Origin of the sequence: Sphaerisporangium flaviroseum (assembly GCF_039537005.1) — a bacterium.
Taxonomy (GTDB): Bacteria; Actinomycetota; Actinomycetes; order Streptosporangiales; family Streptosporangiaceae; genus Sphaerisporangium; species Sphaerisporangium flaviroseum.
The window spans coordinates 42495-60548 of the sequence record NZ_BAAAZR010000019.1; the positions used below are offsets into that span (position 1 = coordinate 42495).

General features: G+C 68.7%; 16 protein-coding genes and 1 pseudogene. 8 read left to right on the forward strand and 9 right to left on the reverse strand.

Translation table 11 applies throughout. The features are described from left to right. Positions 1–8: 8 nt before the first annotated feature. Together ABD810_RS24685 and ABD810_RS24690 are read right to left on the reverse strand one after the other, a co-directional pair. Positions 9–1256, reverse strand: a complete 1248-nt coding sequence (locus ABD810_RS24685; protein ID WP_344944955.1) for an IS701 family transposase — start codon at positions 1254–1256, stop codon at positions 9–11. A 370-nt stretch (positions 1257–1626) separates the two neighbouring features. Beyond that, positions 1627–1761, reverse strand: coding sequence for a hypothetical protein (locus tag ABD810_RS24690; protein WP_344944958.1), 135 nt, complete (start codon positions 1759–1761; stop codon positions 1627–1629). A 63-nt stretch (positions 1762–1824) separates the two neighbouring features. Between ABD810_RS24690 and ABD810_RS24695 the strand changes: the two genes are divergently transcribed. The 3 genes from ABD810_RS24695 to ABD810_RS24705 all read left to right on the forward strand — a co-directional run bounded on the left by ABD810_RS24695 (position 1825) and on the right by ABD810_RS24705 (position 4330). Beyond that, positions 1825–2643 carry a helix-turn-helix domain-containing protein gene (locus tag ABD810_RS24695; protein ID WP_344944961.1) on the forward strand — a complete coding sequence of 273 codons (819 nt, stop codon included), beginning with the start codon at positions 1825–1827 and terminating at the stop codon, positions 2641–2643. After that, positions 2640–2843: a DUF397 domain-containing protein gene (locus tag ABD810_RS24700; protein ID WP_344944964.1), complete on the forward strand. Its 204-nt coding sequence runs from the start codon at positions 2640–2642 to the stop codon at positions 2841–2843. Before ABD810_RS24695 ends, ABD810_RS24700 begins: the two co-directional genes overlap by 4 nt. A 332-nt stretch (positions 2844–3175) precedes the next feature. Further along, positions 3176–4330, forward strand: coding sequence for an RtcB family protein (locus ABD810_RS24705; RefSeq protein ID WP_344944967.1), 1155 nt, complete (start codon positions 3176–3178; stop codon positions 4328–4330). A 276-nt stretch (positions 4331–4606) separates the two neighbouring features. Here the strand turns inward: ABD810_RS24705 and ABD810_RS24710 are convergent, their stop codons facing one another. Both ABD810_RS24710 and ABD810_RS24715 read right to left on the reverse strand, forming a co-directional pair. After that, positions 4607–5224: a DUF6461 domain-containing protein gene (locus ABD810_RS24710; protein WP_344944971.1), complete on the reverse strand. Its 618-nt coding sequence runs from the start codon at positions 5222–5224 to the stop codon at positions 4607–4609. Between the two features lie 82 nt (positions 5225–5306). Continuing rightward, a pseudogene (locus ABD810_RS24715) lies at positions 5307–5633 on the reverse strand (RtcB family protein); the annotation flags it as partial. Positions 5634–5826: 193 nt separating this feature from the next. Here ABD810_RS24715 and ABD810_RS24720 point away from each other — a divergent pair. Continuing rightward, a complete protein-coding gene (locus ABD810_RS24720) occupies positions 5827–6087 on the forward strand; it encodes a WD40 repeat domain-containing protein (RefSeq protein ID WP_344944974.1) in 261 nt (86 codons plus the stop codon). On the opposite strand, the gene ABD810_RS24725 is transcribed toward ABD810_RS24720, so the two are convergent. Continuing rightward, complete coding sequence (locus ABD810_RS24725) at positions 6088–7140, reverse strand: hypothetical protein (protein WP_344944977.1); 1053 nt, start codon at positions 7138–7140, stop codon at positions 6088–6090. A gap of 110 nt (positions 7141–7250) precedes the next feature. Beyond that, positions 7251–9347: a PQQ-dependent sugar dehydrogenase gene (locus ABD810_RS24730; protein WP_344944980.1), complete on the reverse strand. Its 2097-nt coding sequence runs from the start codon at positions 9345–9347 to the stop codon at positions 7251–7253. A gap of 384 nt (positions 9348–9731) precedes the next feature. On the opposite strand from ABD810_RS24730, the gene ABD810_RS24735 reads away from it, so the two are divergent. From ABD810_RS24735 to ABD810_RS24745, 3 genes are all read left to right on the forward strand, one after another. After that, entirely contained in the window at positions 9732–11168 is a 1437-nt protein-coding gene (locus ABD810_RS24735) for an acyltransferase family protein (RefSeq protein WP_344944983.1), read from the forward strand. A gap of 92 nt (positions 11169–11260) precedes the next feature. Continuing rightward, the gene (locus tag ABD810_RS24740) at positions 11261–11896 is read left to right on the forward strand and encodes a pyridoxamine 5'-phosphate oxidase family protein (protein WP_344944986.1); all 636 of its coding nucleotides are present in this window, start codon (positions 11261–11263) and stop codon (positions 11894–11896) included. A 202-nt stretch (positions 11897–12098) separates the two neighbouring features. Then, on the forward strand, positions 12099–12851 hold the full coding sequence (locus ABD810_RS24745) for a hypothetical protein (RefSeq protein WP_344944989.1): 753 nt from the start codon (positions 12099–12101) through the stop codon (positions 12849–12851). Positions 12852–12944: 93 nt separating this feature from the next. Here ABD810_RS24745 and ABD810_RS24750 read toward each other — a convergent pair whose 3' ends face one another. The 3 genes from ABD810_RS24750 to ABD810_RS24760 form a co-directional block, all read right to left on the reverse strand. Further along, positions 12945–14117 carry a helix-turn-helix transcriptional regulator gene (locus tag ABD810_RS24750; RefSeq protein WP_344944991.1) on the reverse strand — a complete coding sequence of 391 codons (1173 nt, stop codon included), beginning with the start codon at positions 14115–14117 and terminating at the stop codon, positions 12945–12947. A 209-nt stretch (positions 14118–14326) separates the two neighbouring features. Further along, on the reverse strand, positions 14327–15766 hold the full coding sequence (locus tag ABD810_RS24755; protein WP_344944994.1) for a M28 family metallopeptidase: 1440 nt from the start codon (positions 15764–15766) through the stop codon (positions 14327–14329). Positions 15767–15859: 93 nt separating this feature from the next. Next, positions 15860–16768, reverse strand: coding sequence for a polysaccharide pyruvyl transferase family protein (locus ABD810_RS24760; protein WP_344944997.1), 909 nt, complete (start codon positions 16766–16768; stop codon positions 15860–15862). Between the two features lie 372 nt (positions 16769–17140). Here ABD810_RS24760 and ABD810_RS24765 point away from each other — a divergent pair, with 372 nt between their 5' ends. After that, complete coding sequence (locus ABD810_RS24765) at positions 17141–18046, forward strand: SRPBCC family protein (protein ID WP_344945000.1); 906 nt, start codon at positions 17141–17143, stop codon at positions 18044–18046. Positions 18047–18054 lie beyond the last annotated feature (8 nt).

An 18054-nucleotide genomic window follows, 5' to 3' on the forward strand; every position in this document is an offset into this window, starting at 1 on the left:
AGTAAGTCTCAAGCTAAGTGGCCGAGTCTGCGCTGGTAGTGGGATCGTCGGGCTCGGGCTTGGGATGTTCGTCGCCAGGTTGACCAGTGCAGGGTGTGCTCTGGCGGTAGCGCCACGGCCAGGACGAAGGCGTTGAGGAGTCGGCGGATCTCGGCGACGGTCAGCGCGATCATCTCCGGGTCGGCGTCAGGCTGCTGGGCGGTGGTGGCGGCGAGGATTGTCAGGACGGCCAGGGCGAGCATGGCCAGGGTGATGAACCGGTGCCAGCCGGTCCAGCCGCGGACCTGGTAGTGGTCCAGGCCGATCTGGCCTTTGCCGGTCTGGAACAGCTCCTCGATGCTCCAGCGGGAGCCGGCCACGGTCACAAGGGTGCGTAGCGGCACCGGACGAGGTGACCAGCACAGGTAGAAGGCCAGTTCGCCGGTGGTGCGGTTGCGGCGGATGAGCAGCCACCGATGCTCACCGGGTCGGGTAGCGGTGGTGATCCAGGCCCACAGATACTCGCGGGGACCTTTCGCGCTCGGCCCGCAACTGTGCAGTTGCCACTCGCGGGTGGGGATCCGCTCGGCGACCTCGTCGGCGCGTACGAGGGTGCGGCCGTCGTTGATGTGTACGCGTCGGTCGCAGCCGACCGCGAGAACGTAGCCGATCCTGCGCTGTTCAAGGTCGGCGCGTAGGCCGGGGTCGGCGCCGTAGACCTCGTCGGCGGTGACCCAGGAGGCCGGGACACCAGCGTCGAGGGCGGCGGCGATCATCTGCCGGGCCAGGCCCGGTTTCGTGGCGAACTCGATGTCGTCTGGAACACCCGCGGCGGCGAGGCGGTCGGGCTGGTCGCACCAGGTCGTCTCGGGTAGGTAGAGCCTGCGGTCGATCAGCGCGCGCCCCGCGGGTGTCACGTAGGCCAGGAACACCCCGACCTGGCTGTTCTCGACCCGACCGGCGGTGCCGGTGTACTGCCGCTGCACCCCGACTGAGCACACGCCCTTCTTCAGGAAGCCGGTCTCGTCGGTGACCAGGACCGCGTCCGGATGGCCGAGTTGCTCGACCAGCCAGTCACGCACATCGTCGCGGACGGCTTCGGCGTCCCACACCGCCGTGCGCAGCAGCCGCTGCATCGCCTGCGGATCGGCGTGACCAGCTCGCTCGGCCAACGACCAGCAGGTCTTGCGATCCGCCTCCGACAGCAGTCCTTTCACGATCTGCCCCGCGGTCCGTCGTGGCTCCGCCCGCACGAACCGGCCAGCGACACGCGTCACCGCCTCGTCGAGGATGAACCGCCACCGGTCAAGGTCTAAGCTGTGGCCCACGGCTATCGCGCGATCTTCGGTTGTCCTCACAAACCATCGATGATCAACGTGGTGGCCGTCTTCATGCCCACGCCACGCCCAACGCCGAAGCCAAGTGACGTTGGAGTACTAGGGAGTCCTCCGGTTCATGGGTGGCTGACCTAGTACGGGAGTGCTGCGAGCCGACGTCGAGGGTTTATGTGACCTTTCTTCCGATTATTCGTCCTCATGAATGAGGGCGACGGCGCGCGGGATAAGGGAAGAGAACGCCCCGGCTCCTATGCGAGGAATTCCACCCACGCGCCGCCTCCCCCGCTTTAAGGGCGGATCTCCTCGTCCGTCAGGGATCAACGCCGAGCGAGATGACCGCCTGCTCCAAGCCTTCACGGTCCGGGCCCCAGCGCTCGATCAGGTGGAGCGCCTGCTCCTGCTGACGGTCGGTCTCTACGCTGTCGGCTACCGTCTTGGAGGCCATGGCCGCTGTGCCGCGAGGGGCGCGCTTCTGCTCCTCGGTAGGTTTTGGACAGTAGGTGAGCCCTTGTCCGCCAGCAGGGAGATAGACCCCCACGAGTCCCCACGGGCTCTGTTTGCCTTCGAACTGCGGAAACACCGAACTGACGCCAAGCTCACGCAGAAGCAACTAGCGAAACGCGTCGGGTTCAGTGAATCCATGGTGGGCATGGTGGAAGCGAGCAGACGGCCCCCTTCCGAGCGCTTCGCCCAGCTTTGCGATCAAGCCTTGGGGCTCGACGGCGCAATGATGCGCCTCTACGTCGCCACCACCTGGAACAAGGCACCTGAGTACTTCAGGCCCTGGCTCGAAGAAGAGGAAGACGCCACATCGCTACACACGTGGGAACCGACGCTCATACCCGGCCTGCTCCAGACCGAGGCATACGCCCGCGAGATGTTCGCCACGTCTCCCGGCATCACCAGGGAAGACGTAGAGGAACGCCTCGCAGGTCGCATGCAACGGCGAGCCATCCTTAATCGGGAGAAGCCGCCCATGATCAGCGCTGTCATGGATGAAGCCGTGATCCATCGAAGCATCGGGGAGCCAGAGGTGATGCAGGAACAACTACGGTTCCTGCTCGAAATGGCCCAGCACCCCAAGGTGACCTTGCAAATCGTGCCCTACACGGCACAGGCGCACTGCGGCTTGATAGGCGGGTTCATCATCGCCGAACGGAACGGATCACCGTATGCCGCCTACGCTGAGGCACAACCGCATGGCCGCACGCTAGACGATCGTCAGGTGCTCGCTGAGATGGCACTCCGGTATGACGCGATCAGAGCCGAAGCTCTACCGTTCAAACAGTCGGTCAAGCTCATACAGGAAGTGGTGAACCGAACGTGACTGCTGACCTTCGGGACGCACAGTGGCGCAAGAGCACCTTCAGCGGCGACACGGGCAACTGTGTGGAGGTCGCATCGAACCTGCCCGGCATCTTCGCAGTCAGGGACAGCAAGAACCCAACTGGTCCGGCCCTGGTGGTTGAGCCCGGCGCGTGGTTGGCCTTCGTAAGGGGTCTCAAGGCCGGGGCATTGGGCGCATAAGTGCTGGACTGGGGCCCCCGCTCAGGCGGGGGCTCTCTCGCGTCCGATCCACTTAGCAGCTCAACGAGACGGCATGGATAGACGCTCGGTGGGCTCTAGCCACCCGCAGGGCGGCGGCCCGACTTCGCGTGTCCATTCACCAGCGACGTACACCGTTGCCCCATCTCCAACGGCAACAGACGGCGTTGACGCCGACCGAGGGCCATCTTCAGGCAGCGGGGCGGGCAGACGGGGGTCACGCCGAGGTGAAGCCGCGCGGGAGCGTTGAATAATGAGTGGGATATCAGCGAGGACTTGGGCAAAGTAGATCTCGATCAAAGAGGAGATCCACCATGCCGAACCAGATCGCACCTAACCTTCTGTCGTGGGCCAGCGAAATAGACCCGGGCACGATCGAGCAGGCGGCACGTACCGCTCGCCAGCGTTTCGTTTCGGGTCATGTCGCGCTCATGCCGGACGCGCATATCGGCATTGGCGCGACAGTCGGATCCGTGATTCCTACCGAGGGTGCGATCATTCCGGCCGCCGTGGGTGTGGACATCGGCTGCGGAATGGTCGCGACCGAGACCACGCTCACCGCTGCCGACCTGCCTGACACCCTGGCCGCGTTGATGCCCATGGTGGAGCACCGCATCCCGGCCGGCGTCGGCAAGGGCCACGCCGACCCGTCCATGGACAGAGCCCTCAGCGAACTGGGACTCCCCCACACCGACCTGAACCCCAAGCAGGCGAAGAAGGTAGCCGAGCAGTTCGGCACCCTGGGCTCCGGCAACCACTTCGTGGAGGTATGTCTCGACGAGCGTGACCGGGTCTGGACGGTGCTGCACTCCGGTTCTCGCGGCATCGGCAACCAGCTCGCCACGATGCACATCGTGGGCGCCAAGAAGCTCATGAAGAAGCAGGCCATCGGCCTGGAAGACCCCGACCTGGCCTACCTGATCCAGAGCACACCGGAGTTCACCGCCTACATCGAGGACATGCTGTGGGCCCAGCGCTACGCCATGGCCTCACGCGCCCGCATGGACAAGGTCCTGATCAACGCCCTGTTCCGCGTCGTCGGCAAGGGCCAGCGCGTCCGCACGATCAACTGCCACCACAACTTCACCCAGCAGGAGACGCACAACGGCAAGGAGCTGTGGATCACCCGCAAGGGAGCCATCAGGGCCGACACCGGCGACGAAGGCGTCATCCCCGGCTCGATGGGCACCCAGTCCTACATCGTCCGCGGACTTGGGAACCCCGACTCGTACAACTCCTGCTCCCACGGCGCCGGCCGCCGCATGTCCCGCAGCCGAGCCAAGCGAGAGCTATCAGCCAAGTCACTCACCGAAGCGATGCACGGCCGAACCTGGAACGCAGACCGCGCCGCCGCCTTGGTGGACGAGCACCCCGAAGCGTACAAGTCCATCGACCAGGTGATGGAAGACCAGAAGGACCTGGTGGAGATCCAGCACACCCTGCACCAGATCTTCAACTACAAAGGCTGAAGCCTAGATTAATACTCCAGCCGCACATCGGGATGTGAGCTCAGTCCCGGGATCTGCTGGCGCGGTCGGAGGACCCGTCCTAGACTGGGAGGTCACCATGAGCCGTTACCGTATTCTGCTTTCGGTGATGTGATCGACGACGTAGTTCAACGAGGGCTTCGCGAAGGCGGAACTTCGGCGGTGAGCGCCTTGGGCTGGGAGCTGCAGGTGCCGCTGCTGCCATAAGGCACCGGCGAACATTTCCGCCATCGACGACCGCCGGCCGATCGGGGGCGATTAATCGGGGTCATCGGCTGGCACGATGTACGTAGCGTGGGTCGCTTCCAGCCATTCCCTGTCGATTTGGTGACCGACCATTCGGCCGATCGCGGTGAGCGCGGAGGTGAAACTCTCTCGAGGCTCGATGGCGGGTGCGTCCGGGTCATCCTCGTCGATGTTGAAGCGGAGGCCATACAGGTACGGATCGAGGGCGTTCGGATCGCGACCGGACCGTTCGTTGGTATCGAGAATGTCGAGGGCTGTGATGATTTCACCGTCTTTCGCGTATTTGAGCATGGTTTCGCCATGGAAATCCCAACTGATGGCCAGAGTCAGCCTGCCACATCGCGACAACATAAGCAGCGCTTCGTCCTCCGTGGAATGGTAATCGGCGATGATCAACGCCCAGTTGCCGATCAGACCGACCAGCAGGCCAGCCGCTTCACTGCCACTCCCATCAGAGCCTGAGCCCCACCCGGAGAAGCTGTCCGGTGCACCAGAGGCTGGATCACCGTTCAGCGTCACGACTGCTTCTTCGACAGGGATATCTTCCACCCACACGGCGTAGAACTGCTGCATCGAGACATCGCTGGGGTCGTACGAGCGGAGCAATTGATAGAGGTCGTCTGCCGGCACGAGTTCAGCATCCTGATCGGATAGTCCGTGGGCCACCCGCCCGGCCCGCCTGATGCAGGCACCTTCCTCTCACCAGTTGCCTGGGGCGCCTGGCGGGATCGACCGGGTGCTTGTGCGCGTGGAACCCCACCTGGATCGCCTGCTCCAGACGCCCCCGCAGATACGGCAGGTTGTCCGGAAGGTCCTCCACCCGCAGCGAGGTCCGCACCGCGCTCATCCCGCACCCGATGTCGACCCCGACCGCCGCGGGCGACACCGCGTCCCGCATCGCGATCACCGCGCCCACGGTGGCCCCCATGCCGTAATGCACATCCGGCATCACGGCGACACCATGGGTCCACGGCACATTCGCGAAATTGCGCAACTGCTGCATCGCCTGCGACTCGACCTCATCGGGGTCGGCCCACATCCGGATAGGCGCGCGCCCACCCGCCACCTTGCTGAACGCGCACCGCCTCCTTCAGCAGAGCTCCCCTGACACCCCAATAACGCCAGACCATCCACACCCGCCGCAACCCAATTACGATCACACGCGCAGGGCCCGCACTTTCCATCTTGGCCGCAGGCATGGTCGCCGGTGAAAACGACCCGGCCGCGTTGCCGTGAGCACACGGGGATCGCGCGCCTCGGCGATCGGTCGCGGTGGCACGACGGCCGGTTCACAGCGGGGATCTTCGGCCTTCGGCAACGACTATCCGGACGACCACACCGTGCGGGTGTGGAACGTGGCGCGACGGCGGGAGACCGCCATACTGACCGGCCACACCGACCGGGTCCAGACGGTCGCCTTCAGCCCCGATGGCACGATCCTGGCCGGCGGCGGCGGCGGTGGCGGCACGATCCGGTTGTGGGCGATCCGTTGATCACCGATGGCGTCCGGTCGCCCATCGGTACTGGTGGAGGATCTCCCGGCCGGTCGCGGCTCGATCGAGGAACATCAGGTCGTCGTGCCGGCAGTCACACGCGTTCCTCTCCTCGGTGTTCTGCGGGTAGCTGCCACCGATCTTGATGCCCCGGGGGTCGGTCGCCGAGGTGAGGTCCGGCTCCGGGGGGCCGGCGACGCCCCAGGGGTCCTCCGGGACCGTGGAGAACCCGTCCAGCGGGCGCCCGTTCCTGTACAGCTTCATCGTGCCGTCGTCGTAGTCGAACGTCGCCGCGAGGAACACCCACTCACCGGGCGGCAGCACGCTCTGCCAGGCCTCGCCGGCGGCGAACGTCTGGGACCTGCCGCCGTCCACACGCCTGCCGAGCGCGACGACCCGCAACTCCCCCGACACGTTGATCACCTCCAGCAGGGCCCTGACGTCGTGCCCCTGGGAGTCGCCGCTGAGCACGCCCGCCAGCCCGATCGCGCCATAACGGTCGTCCGGATCCGGAGTGCCGGAGTTGAGGGCGGGGTTCTGGCCGGTCATCTTGAACCACCCCATGATGGTGATCTGCCTCGCCTGGCCGAAGGCGCGCAGGGTGGTCGTCCCGGTGCCGGAATAGGTGCCGGCCTTCCAGTCGTCGTTCCCGGCGACCGCGGGATCGACCTGTCCGGTCCGCAGCGACGACGTGCTCCCCGGGTGAGCGCCGTCCCGCACGCGCATCGCGGCGCCGCCGTTGACCAGATCGATGGTGGTCCCCGAGTGGCCCTGGTCCTCCTCCCGCGCGGCGTTCGCGGCAGATGGATGTTCGAAGTCGTAGTAGGCGACCAGGTTCCGCCTCAGGCTGGGGAACACCTCCCGCATGGACGGCCCGGACAGCGAGGAGTCGGGCGTGGAGATGGTCTGGGCCGCGGCTCCCGGGGCCACCGCGAAGGACCCGCAGAGCAGCATGGCGAGGACGGCCACACGGAGGCGGCGTGATGGGGACGGCCGGCGGGGCGGGACGTGTGCTGTCACCGGGTGACCGGCGTAGATGTGGCGACCTGTCATCTGTCCTCTCCTGCTCCCTCGTGCGCCCCGGGCGACCGGTCGCCGGTGACGTGTCGCGTCCTGCCACCGGCGACCTCGCATGTCCGTGCGTCGCGCTCGCCGTCGTACGGTCAGCCGTCCACGCGGGTCCCGGTGACCTCCAGCGCGCGGAGCCGGCCGATGTTGTCGAACGACCCGAAGCCCACCCGGCCGGACCCGAACGTGGTGTCGACGGCGGTCATCAGCGGCGTCCTCGCGCCGTCGACGTACACGGCGATCTCACCTGAGGCGGCGCAGTGCTTCACGCGTACCCGATGCCAGTTCGCGTCGGTGACGGCCGGCGGAGCACCCCTGGAGTGCACCTCGTCCCACTGGTCCTCGATCCGCACCCGGTCCGCGTTGTTCACCACAAAGATCCCGTTATGCGGATAAATCGTGTTATCTGTGGAGAGGTGGGCGTAGTAGAACTCCGTATCGCTCCGGTACCCGAAGACGATGATCACATCACGGTTGGTGATCTCGACGGGGGTGTCCAGCCGGACCTCGCCGTCGACTCGAACGGATCGGAACTCCGGTCCCGCTGAGAGCACCGCGTACTCGAAGGGCCGGCGGGGACCGGGACGGGACTGCCCGGCCTCGGCCAGGACGACCTCCCTCCCGGGAAACGACCACTTGGCCGGGGTGACCGGCGCCCAGCTCTCCGCCCGCATCACGTGGGCCGGCCGAGTGCGGCCCGCGTCGCAGCCGGCGAACCACCGCGCGCCGGTGACCTTCCAGACCTTGCCGTTCGCCTTGGCCAGGACGTACAGCTCGCCGGCGCCGTCTCGGCCGAACCGGAAGTCGACCCGGGGGCTGCCCGCCAGGTCCCGCATCGTGACCCGCTCGCCGGCCGTGTTGTAGATCATGAGCTCGTAGATCGGGGCCCGCTCGGCGCCGATGCGCATCTCCCGCTCGTCGGTGGAGAAGACACGGCCGTCCACGATGTCGCCGAAGACGTACTTGCCCCGCAGTTCGGGCACGTCACGGCCGCGGTAGACGTAGCCGCCGGAAATGGCCCGCCCGACGTCGGAGGTGCAGTTCCAGTCCGGCGGCGGGTCGTGGTCGTAGGCGGCCACCGGGTAGGTGTAGCCGTGCCGATCGTCGTCCGGCGGCAACGGCCGGAGCCGGTCGCAGGGGTTCGATGCCGCCTTGTCGAACACGAACGGCCCTTCCCGCTCGCTCCACCCGAGGTTGGCGCCGGCTCGCACCTCGTAGATCGCCTCCACGGCGTGCTCACCGATGTGGCCGAGGAACAGCCGGTGGCGCCCGCCCGGATCCCAGCTGAAGCGGTGCGGGTCGCGCATCCCGTAGGCGTAGATCTCCCCGAGCACGCCCGGCCTGCCCGCGAACGGGTTGGCGGCCGGGATGCCGTACTCGCCGTTGGCGGCGTCGTCGCCCTGCGGGTCGATCCGGAGGATCTTCCCCTGCGGGATGCCGAGGTCCTGGGGATCGCCGGTGCGCGCGCCCCGGCCGCCGTCGCCCGCGGCGATGTAGAGCAGCCCGTAGTCCGGGTCGCCGCGCCTGGCGGTCGGGTTGAAGTCGATCTGCTGGATGCCGTGGACCGTACCCGCGAACCCGAGCCGGAGGATCTCTCGCCGGGTCCCGTGGAAGGTGCTCGCGGCCGGATCGTCGGCCGTCCACTCGGTCACGATGCCGTGGTAGGCGGTGCTGGGCTGGGGCGTCAGGTCAGGGGTCTTCGTCGTGGAGGCGGCCAGCTCGGTGTGGACGGTGTAGAACCTGCCGTTGCTCCTGAACCCCGGGTGGAACGTCACGAAGCCGAAGCCCTGGCCGAGCCCGCGGCCGGAGAAGAACTCCGGGGCGAACGTCGCGCCGACGTCGAGGTACACGTGCGGCTCGCCGTCCTCGACCAGATACATCTTGCCGTTGAGATCGGGCACGAACCGGCGCCCGGATCCGTCCGGGATCTCGCCGATGTGGTTGACGCGGGCCCAGCGCATGAGCCTCGGATCCGACGGCGCCGGGGTCGGTTCGGACTTCGGGAAGGAGGCGAACTCCTCGAGGGTCAGTCCCAGGCCGGAGGGGATCGGATCGTCCGGGATCGGATCGACGATCGGTACCTCAGCGCGCATGGACTCCGGCCGTACCGTCAGCGCGCCGGCCTCGGGCGCCTGCGCGAGGACCAGCGCCACGGAGACGATCGCCGGTAAGCACCACCTTGTCTTGAGCATCCGGCCACCTAGGAAGAGAAGAGCCGCTACGGAAAGCGCTTTCTCAGGAAGTTACGGAAGGATTGACTAATGGTCAATAACCTTTACAGAAACCGGCGGCGGCCCCGGACGCACGGCCGGGTCGGTCTCACGTGCAAGCTCGGACCGGAGGGATCACCAGGGCGAGCGGTTGTCGTGGGCGGTGCTGCGCCGAGCCGGTCCGTCCACGGTGATCTGCCCGTCGTGGGTCTGGACACACCCATTTCACGTGATCATCCAGCCAAAGGGATCATGTCCCGCTACGGTGGTCAGCGGCTGGAGCGCTGCAGCCGGTGGCCGGGGCGTCGTAACCGGCCGGCGCTGTGGCGCCCGCGCCGGTCAGGACCGAGACTGGTCGTGTCGCGCATGGCGGCAGCGGAGATGGGCGGACGCGGCGGAGGCAGGATGGCGACGGCGCGCATCGAACCACCCCAGGCGGCCCGGGAGGGCCGGCGGCCAGAGCTGGACGCCATACGCACCCTGGTGGTGCTCGGGCTGGTGTTCTTCCATTCGTCGCTGGTGTTCGACACGCGCGACGACTTCTACGTGAAGAACGCCGAGACCACCGAAGTCACCACCATCTTTGCGGGGCTCGGTGGGGTGTGGGCGATGCCCATGCTCTTCCTCATCTCCGGACTCGGCGCGTGGCATTCGCTGCGCCGCCGCAGCCCCGGCGGGTTCGCGGCCGAGCGGCTGCTGCGGCTCGGCGTGCCGCTGGTGTTCGCGATCGTCACGATCATCCCGGTGCCGCAGTGGCTGCGCCTGCGGGCCGACCCGGCGTACCACGAGTCGTACCTGCGATTCCTGCCACGATTCTTCGACGTGCACTGGGACCTGAGCCAGTTCCCCTTCGTGCTGCAGGGCGAGTACTTCGAGGCCGGGCACCTGTGGTTCATCGTGCTGCTGCTGGCCTTCTCGCTCATGCTGGCGCCGGTGGTCCGCTGGTTCCCCCGCGACCTCGCCCACCGGATCCTCGACCGGCTGGCCTCGGCCGTGCGGTGGCGCGGCGCGGTGCTGACGGCGGCCGTCCCTGTCGCGCTGCTCAGCGCGCTGGCCGGGCTGGAGGAGGCGTACGCGGCGTGGAACCGCTGGGCCTATCTGGTCTTCTTCGTGTACGGGTTCCTGCTCGCCGCCGACGAGCGGTTCCGCACGGCGATGCGCCGTGACGCGGTGCCGGCGGCCGTGCTCGGCGCGGTCATGTTCCTGATCGGCCTGCCGGGCTTCCTGGCCGCGAGCGACGTTCCCGGCGGCGACCCCTTCACGGACATGACCGCGCTCGCGATCGGCGCCCGAGCGCTGTACGGCGCGGCGGGGTGGTGCTGGCTGGTGGCGATCCTCGGGCTTCTCGACCGCCGTCGGTCGGCGCCCGCCGCCGAACCGGCCACACCTCCAGAACCGGCCGCCATCCCCGAACAGACCGCGACCTCCGAACAGCCCGCGCCCCCCGACCAGGCGGCGCCCTTCGCACAGGCCGTGCGCACCGGACAGGGCTCGCTCACCGGACAGGCTCCGTCACCCGGACAGGCTCCGCCCGCCGGACAGGTGCAGGCCGGACAGGTGCAGGCCGGCGGGCGGCGCCGATGGCTGTACGGCTACCTGGCCGCGGCCGTGCTGCCGTTGTACGTCCTGCACCAGCCGATCGTCGTCACGGTCGCGTACGGCCTGGTCGGCTGGGACCTGCCTATCCTGGTGAAGTTCGTCGCGATCGTCGCGGTCTCCCTCGTGCTGACCCTGGCCGCGTACGAGGTGCTGGTACGGCGCACGCGGGTCACCCGGTTCCTGTTCGGGATGCGCACGCGGTAGGCGGCCCGTCACCGCATGCGGGCTCGGTCGTCCGCCGAATCGAGCAACGGGGCGACAGAGGGTTTGGCTGGTTAGTGGTTGAATGTGACCTTGTGAGTGATCTGTCGGCAACAGAGCGAACCAGGCATCGTCGGCTCCGGGAACAGGGTCGTGACGACCGTGCGTCCCTCTTCGAGGTGCTTCGCGGCGGGTTCGTGTGCCATCTGGGCGTGGTCGTGGACGGCGATCCGATGGTGGTGCCCACCGTCTACGGCTTCGATTCCGGGCAGATCTACGTGCATGGATCCGTCGCCAGCCGCAGCCTGACCCAGGGGTCCACGGTGTGCGTGACCGTCACCCACGTCGACGGCCTCGTCCTGGCCCGATCGGTGTTCGAGCACGGGGTCAACTATCGCAGCGCCATGATCTACGGCATCCCGCGCCTGCTGGAGGGGCCCGAGAAGCTGGAAGCGCTCCGGTGCCTCACCGAGCACACCGCGCCCGGCCAGTGGGACTACGCCAGGCGGCCGAACCGCAAGGAACTCGCCGCCACGACGATCCTGGCCATCTCGCTCCAGGAGGCGTCGGTGAAGGTGCGGCAGGGGCCGCCGGGGGACGCCGACGACCCCCATGACGTGTGGGCGGGGGTGCTGCCGCTCGCGCAGGCCTGGCAGTCCCCGGTCCCCGATGCCCTGGTGACCCATCCCGTCCCCGAACACATCCGGCAGCGCACCGGGACGTCCCTCTAGCCCGTCGCACGGGAATCTCTAGCCCGTCGCAAGGGAAGGGGAGGCCCGGAGCGGGCGCCCGATCCCCATTGCGCGGGAAGTGATAACAGCCGCCCATCACAGCTTGTGAAATATGCATAGAAAGCCGTGTATGTCGCAGATATAACCGGGACTCACCATCGCCTGCGTCCACGCCGTCCGGCGGGGACACAAGGAGGAGTCCATGAGAGTTCTTGCCCGGCGTCTCGGAGCCGGCGTCGCCGCGGTGGCACTGCTGGGCGGGCTGGCGGCTCCCGCCCACGCCGCCGCCTACGACTACCATCCGAGCGACAGTGACTGGTCGGACTGTCCAAGGCTCCCGAGCAACGCCCAGGCCGACACGTGGAGCTGCATCTTCATCATCACGGTCGGCGGCACCATGAAGCTCGGAAAGATCGAGCAGGAGATCTCCAAGCCGCTGCGGATCACCGTGGCCCAGGGCAAGCTCGCCGACGGCGGCTCCGCCGCGGCGTTCGGCAGTGTCAAGGGCGACCGGATGAAGGTGCCGGGCGGCCTCATCGGCGCGCCGTTCGAGGTGCCGAAGCTCACCGATGTCTACGTCGAGACCCAGGGAACCGGCAAGGTCGACGCCGGGCCCATCTTCCCGACCAACGTCGGCATCAAGATCCGGATGATCCACAGCCTGCTCGGCAAGAAGTGCTACATCGGCGGCGACGCCAACCCGATCCTGCTCAATCCGGAGATCACCTCGCTGGAGCTGACCTCGATCGACGGCGTGGCCGTCTTCAAGGCGACGGCCAAGGACAGCACCTTCGCCGTCCCGAAGGCGGCCGGATGCGGCCTGAACTGGGGCCTGATCAACACCGCCGTCAATACACGGGCCGGCCTCCCCTCGCCCAGCGGGAACAACACGGCGGAGTTCCAGTGGTTCATCCGCGGCAAGTCCTACACGGAGCTTCCCGACCTGGCTCCCTGAACGCGACACCGCTGAACCTCGGCAGCGCCGGTCCCGCAGACCGGCGCTGCCGACATCCGGCCCCGGAGCCCGGCGCCGTTCCCGCCGGCCGGCTCAGACCGGCCTACCGGCTCGGACCAGGAGCGGGGCCAGGTCGAGGCGGTCGTTGACGCCCAGCTTGGTGTAAACGTTGCACAGATGATTGCCCACCGTGCGGTGGGAGAGGGCGAGCCAGTCGGCGATCTCGCGGTTGGTCAGGTTCCACGACGCCAGACGGGCGACCTCCAGCTCCCGCGCGCTGAGCACGGCGCCTTCCACCTCCTGAGGGTGACGCGGCCCGCCCACCCGGCTCAGCCGGTTGCGGGTGGCCACCGGCGTGGACCACGCCCGGATGACCTGCCTGTGCAGGGGATGCGCCAGCCGTACGCTGACGCCCGAATCGCTCACCTGGACGGTGAGCAGCCCGCGCCGTTCCATCCGTTCCACGGTCTCCGAAGAGCTCAGCCGGGTCAGCTCGTCCAACGCGAACGGCTCGCCGACGGCGACGAGTTCCAGCGTCTCGCGTTCGGCGTCGTCCAGCGCGCCGATCTGCGCCTCCACCATCTGCCGTAACCGCTCGGTCAGCATCAGCTCACCACGCCACCGCCACCGCCCGTCCACCCGTGCGAACGGCTGCGAACACGCCAGCTCCACCAGCAGACGCACGTTGCCCCCCGCCGCATGCCGCAACGACCGGGCCGTCGCCGCCTCCACCTCCCCTCCCAGCACCGCCGCCAGCAACCGCCCACAGTCCCCCGCCGACAACGGCGCCAGATCCAACCGCGACAGCCACCCGTCCTTCCACAACGACGCGACCGCCGCCGGCAACGCCGCCCCGGCACAACTCGTCACCACCACCCGGGCCCCCCGATGCGCCACCAGAAACCTGATCGCCGCCGCCGAATGCCCGTCGAGCAGATGCCCGTCATCCACCGCCAGCACCAGACACGACCCGGCCCCCCGCCCCCGCACCACACCCGGACCCAGCCACGAGCCCTCCCCCGGCCGTACCGAAGCGCAGATGACCTCCGCCGCCCACCGGATCGGGTTGACCGCCTCAGGCGAACCCGGCAGCAAATGCGCCAGCGCACCGAACGGCACCTCGGTCCCCGCCCCCGCCACCCGGCGGACGGCCGCGCCACGGCCATCGAAAGCCGCCACCGCCTCGGCCAGCAACCGGCTCCGCCCCGAACCCTCCTGACCCACCACCAAGATCCCCGCGCTGTCCCGCAGCGCGCTCCGAATCACATCGCACTCCGTCACACGCCCCGTGAACGGCACCATGTCGCACCTCCGCCATCGCGACCCATGCCTTGGGAGCCTCCCGTGGCCCGATATCGCACTCCCAAAGGCGGGAGCCTGCCGAAATTGTTGGCGTCGGCCGGCAACTGGCGATATACGCGGAAGTACGTAAGGCTCATCTCGGCGCTGACCGGGTCCCGGACGGAGTGATCGTCCTACGAGGACACCCGCGGGAACGCGACGGGGCTGCGGTGACCGTCGCCATCCACGGCACGCAGGCCGAACTGCACGTTGTCCTTGGAGATGTCGACCGTCACCGAGGTGACATCGCCGACGTCGAGGACCTGGGTCCAGTCCGGAGCCGTGGTCTCCCGCCAGACCACCTCATACCCGGCCAGGTCCGCTTCGGTTCCGCGATCCCAGGTGAGTGTGGTGTCGTTGGTGAGCACCGCCGCGTCGATCGTGACGTTCTTCGGCGTGCCGGGTCCCTGTGCCAGTGACCACAGCGTCGCGCCGTTCACCTTGGCCACGCGTGCGATGTACCCGAAGTCCACGAACTGGGATAGGTCGCCGAACTGGATCCCGTTCTCGACGCGGATGTCCTGGTGCTCGTGGTTGAAGTTCTCCCGCGGCTCGGTGAACCGCGCCGCCGGATAACCCTGCTGCAGGAAAGAGATGTGGTCGCTGCCGCGCAGATAGCGGTCGCGCCGCCAGATGACCCGGACGTCCATCTCGGTCGACTCGTTCTGTGCCACGTCCTCGACGAACCGGCCCAGCTGGCGTGAGGGCCCGTCGTTCTCGCCGCCGACCGATCGCCGGAGCGACGCCTCGGCCGCCGTCTCGGTGGTCGGCACGCCCTCCACGAACAGCCGTACCGTACGCGGGTCGGGCCGGGTGCCGTCCCAGGCCGAACTGGCACCCACGATGTCGTTGCTGAACATGCCCTGCACGTCCACACCGGCCGCCTTCATCTGCGCCGCCATGTACGCCGACCCGTACAGTCCCTGCTCCTCGCCCGCGACCACGGCGAACACCAGGGTGCCTTCGGTGCGGCGGGTGGCGAACACCCGGGCGAGCTCCATCACGACGGCGACGCCGGACGCGTCGTCATCGGCGCCGGGGGCGTCGGCGGTGGCGTTCATGACGTCGCTGACGCGGGAGTCCAGGTGGCCGGAGATGACGTATACGCGCTCCGGCGAGGCGTCTCCGCGCAGGGTGGCGATGACGTTGGTGATGGTGGTCGGCGCCGGGATCCGCGGCGAGACGGGCTGGACGAACGACTGCCTTTCCACCGTCATCCGGCCGCCCGACGCGGCCGCGGACGCCTGCATCTGCGTGTACACCCAGGTGGTGGCCGCGCCGATGCCACGTGCTGGATCGGTCTGGTCGGACAGGGTGTGCCGGGTGCCGAACCGGGTCAGCCGCAACACCGTGTCCTCGATGCGGCCGCGGTCTATCTCGCGCAGCAGACGTCGCAGATCCTTGTCGGGTCGCTGCCGCGTGATGGGTTTCCCAGGGCCTGAGCCCGGTCCATGCCCGCTGTCCGCGGACGCCACGCCCGTCAGCAGGGGCGCCGTGACCGCGGTGACGGCCGAAGCGGAGAGAAACGCACGGCGGGTGGAACCCGTGCGCCATTGGGGGGTATTCATCATCATTCAAATGAATCCCTGATTTGACACGAAGTCCACCACTGGCGCAACTGTTCGTTGTCCGCCTGGAAGCCGGCCGTGACCCGCTCAGCCGGCTTCTCAGCGGAGGAGGGAGGGCAGGTGGCGTAGGAGTGCCTCCACCGGCTCCCGGGCGGGAACGGCGGCCAGGCGGGCGGCCAGGCGTCCCGGGTCGGACAGGCACCACGCCAGGTGACGGTCCAGGACCCGCCGGTCGAGCTCCTCGGCGGGCACGATGGCCGGCCATTGCCAGGCCGCCGCCTGCGCCGCCACCTTCCCGCCGCCCGCGATCGCGTCGACGGCCAGAGCGGGCACGCCGTTCTTCAGAGCCAGGACCAGCCCGTGCAGCCGGGTCGTGACGACCACGTCGAGCCTGCGCAGCACCGACTCGAACTGGTCGGGCGCCGAGGCCAGCCGCCAGTCACGCGGGTCGAGCCGGCTGTCCAGCGCCAGCCGCGCGCAGCCGAGGCCGCCCAGCCAGGAGGACAGGAGGCCGGTGACGGCCACGTGGACCTGGTGGTCGCCGTACTCCGGCTGCGGGTGAGCGAGCAGGACGCCGACCACCGGCACCTGCGGCATGACCGGCACGCAGGCGAGGTCCGGCCGCACGGGGCCGCCAGGGGCATCGCGCGGCAGCACCTCGTGGAACCCCGTCACCGCGGGGTCGCCGGGGTCCACCACGGAGACGCCGATCGCGATGCGACGGCAGCCGGCGAACCGTTCGTGCAGCTCGCGGACGAGCCGGCCGTGGGCAGGCCCGCAGACGAACAGCAGATGGGTGTACCGGCCGGGCTGGGCGTCGTCCAGAAGCAGGCCACCGCTCGGACGCATCACCGGACTCCAGGCGACGTCGTGCCGGACGCCCTCCGAGGCCAGGCAGGCCCGGACCGCCTCCATGCTCAGGACGTCGCCCGCCGTGGCCTCGCCGTGCAGGAAACTGAACCAGCCGGCGACGAGCACCGTCACCGGCCGGCGGGCGGCCGTCGCCATGAGCCGAGCTCCCCCATGCCCACCTCGCCGCGCTGACGTGGCATCGCGCCACCCCATTCCCCGCGCGGGTCCTTCCCATCAGCATACATTCGCCGCTCGCCGGGCCTCCTGAGCCGTCCGGCGAGGTCCGCGAACCCCGGCCCGGCGCTTCGTCGCGCGGGTGCCGCCGGCGCCCTTCGGGGCCCGTTCGCCGCCTACTACCCGACCGGGGGATGTGACCCGGGCCGCCTCTGGCGAGGATTCGGAGGAGCGCCGCGAGCGCGTGGATCTTTGCTCCTCTGGGCATCGCCGCGGATGCTCTGAGGGGCTGCGGTAACCGGGCTACCCGCCGGTGGAACCGGAATCGGACACAACCGGCCATGTGAGGTTCACATGAGCGATAGATACGATCGCACGACCAATCGTCTTGCCCGTGGGCTGGGCTGGGCCAGCCTGGGCCTGGGCGTGACGCAGCTCGCCGCGCCGAAGGCCGTCATCCGGCTCAGCGGTCTCGAGGACTCCGCGTCGGCCCGCCCCATGGTGCTGTTGGTGGGCATGCGGGAACTGCTCCACGCGGCGTTCCTGCTGGGCAGCCGGAGGCCGGCTCCGTGGGTGTGGACCCGCGTCGCGGGCGACGCGCTCGACCTTTCGCTGCTGCGCCGGGCCATGGCCACCCGGAGGCGCCGTCGCGTGGCGTTCGCCACGGCGGCCGTCGCCGGCGTGACGGCCGTCGACCTGTACGTCGGCATACGCGCGAACCGGCTCCACCCGCAGGCGGTACCGGCGATGAGGCTGCACGCGGCCATCACGGTCCACCGCCCGCGTGAGGAGGCCTACAGGTTCTGGCACGACTTCGAGAACCTCCCCCGCTTCATGGCGCACCTGGAGTCGGTGCACGTGATCGCCGGAGGGTACTCGCACTGGAGCGCGAAGGGGCCGCTGAACACGACCATCAGCTGGGACGCGGAACTCGTCGAGGACCGGCCGGGCGAGCTGATCGCCTGGCGATCGGCCAAGGGGTCCGTCGTGCCCAACAGGGGCATGGTGCGCTTCGCCGACGCTCCCGGCGGGCGGGGCACGGAAGTGCGGGTCGCGCTCGAATTCGACTCGCCGGGCGGCAGGGCCGGCCTCGCCTTCGCGAGGCTCCTGGGAGAGCACCCCGAGCAGCAGGTCCGCGACGACCTGCGCCGGTTCAAGCAGGTCATGGAGACCGGAGAGGTCGTCCGCTCCGAAGGCAGCCCCGAGGGCGTCCGCGCCCTGCGGCAGGCCATGCAGCGTCCCGCCCAGCCCGTGAAATGAGGAGGATC

Bases quoted from the DNA above. Each gene is read 5' to 3' on its own strand.
- ABD810_RS24745 (WP_344944989.1), top strand. From the start codon at position 12,099: ATGAGAGTTCTTGCCCGGCGTCTCGGAGCCGGCGTCGCCGCGGTGGCA.
- ABD810_RS24690 (WP_344944958.1), bottom strand. From the start codon at position 1,761: ATGGCCTCCAAGACGGTAGCCGACAGCGTAGAGACCGACCGTCAGCAG.
- ABD810_RS24725 (WP_344944977.1), bottom strand. From the start codon at position 7,140: ATGACAGGTCGCCACATCTACGCCGGTCACCCGGTGACAGCACACGTC.
- ABD810_RS24705 (WP_344944967.1), top strand. From the start codon at position 3,176: ATGCCGAACCAGATCGCACCTAACCTTCTGTCGTGGGCCAGCGAAATA.
- ABD810_RS24755 (WP_344944994.1), bottom strand. From the start codon at position 15,766: ATGATGATGAATACCCCCCAATGGCGCACGGGTTCCACCCGCCGTGCG.
- ABD810_RS24730 (WP_344944980.1), bottom strand. From the start codon at position 9,347: ATGCTCAAGACAAGGTGGTGCTTACCGGCGATCGTCTCCGTGGCGCTG.
- ABD810_RS24765 (WP_344945000.1), top strand. From the start codon at position 17,141: ATGAGCGATAGATACGATCGCACGACCAATCGTCTTGCCCGTGGGCTG.
- ABD810_RS24735 (WP_344944983.1), top strand. From the start codon at position 9,732: ATGGCGGCAGCGGAGATGGGCGGACGCGGCGGAGGCAGGATGGCGACG.
- ABD810_RS24760 (WP_344944997.1), bottom strand. From the start codon at position 16,768: ATGGCGACGGCCGCCCGCCGGCCGGTGACGGTGCTCGTCGCCGGCTGG.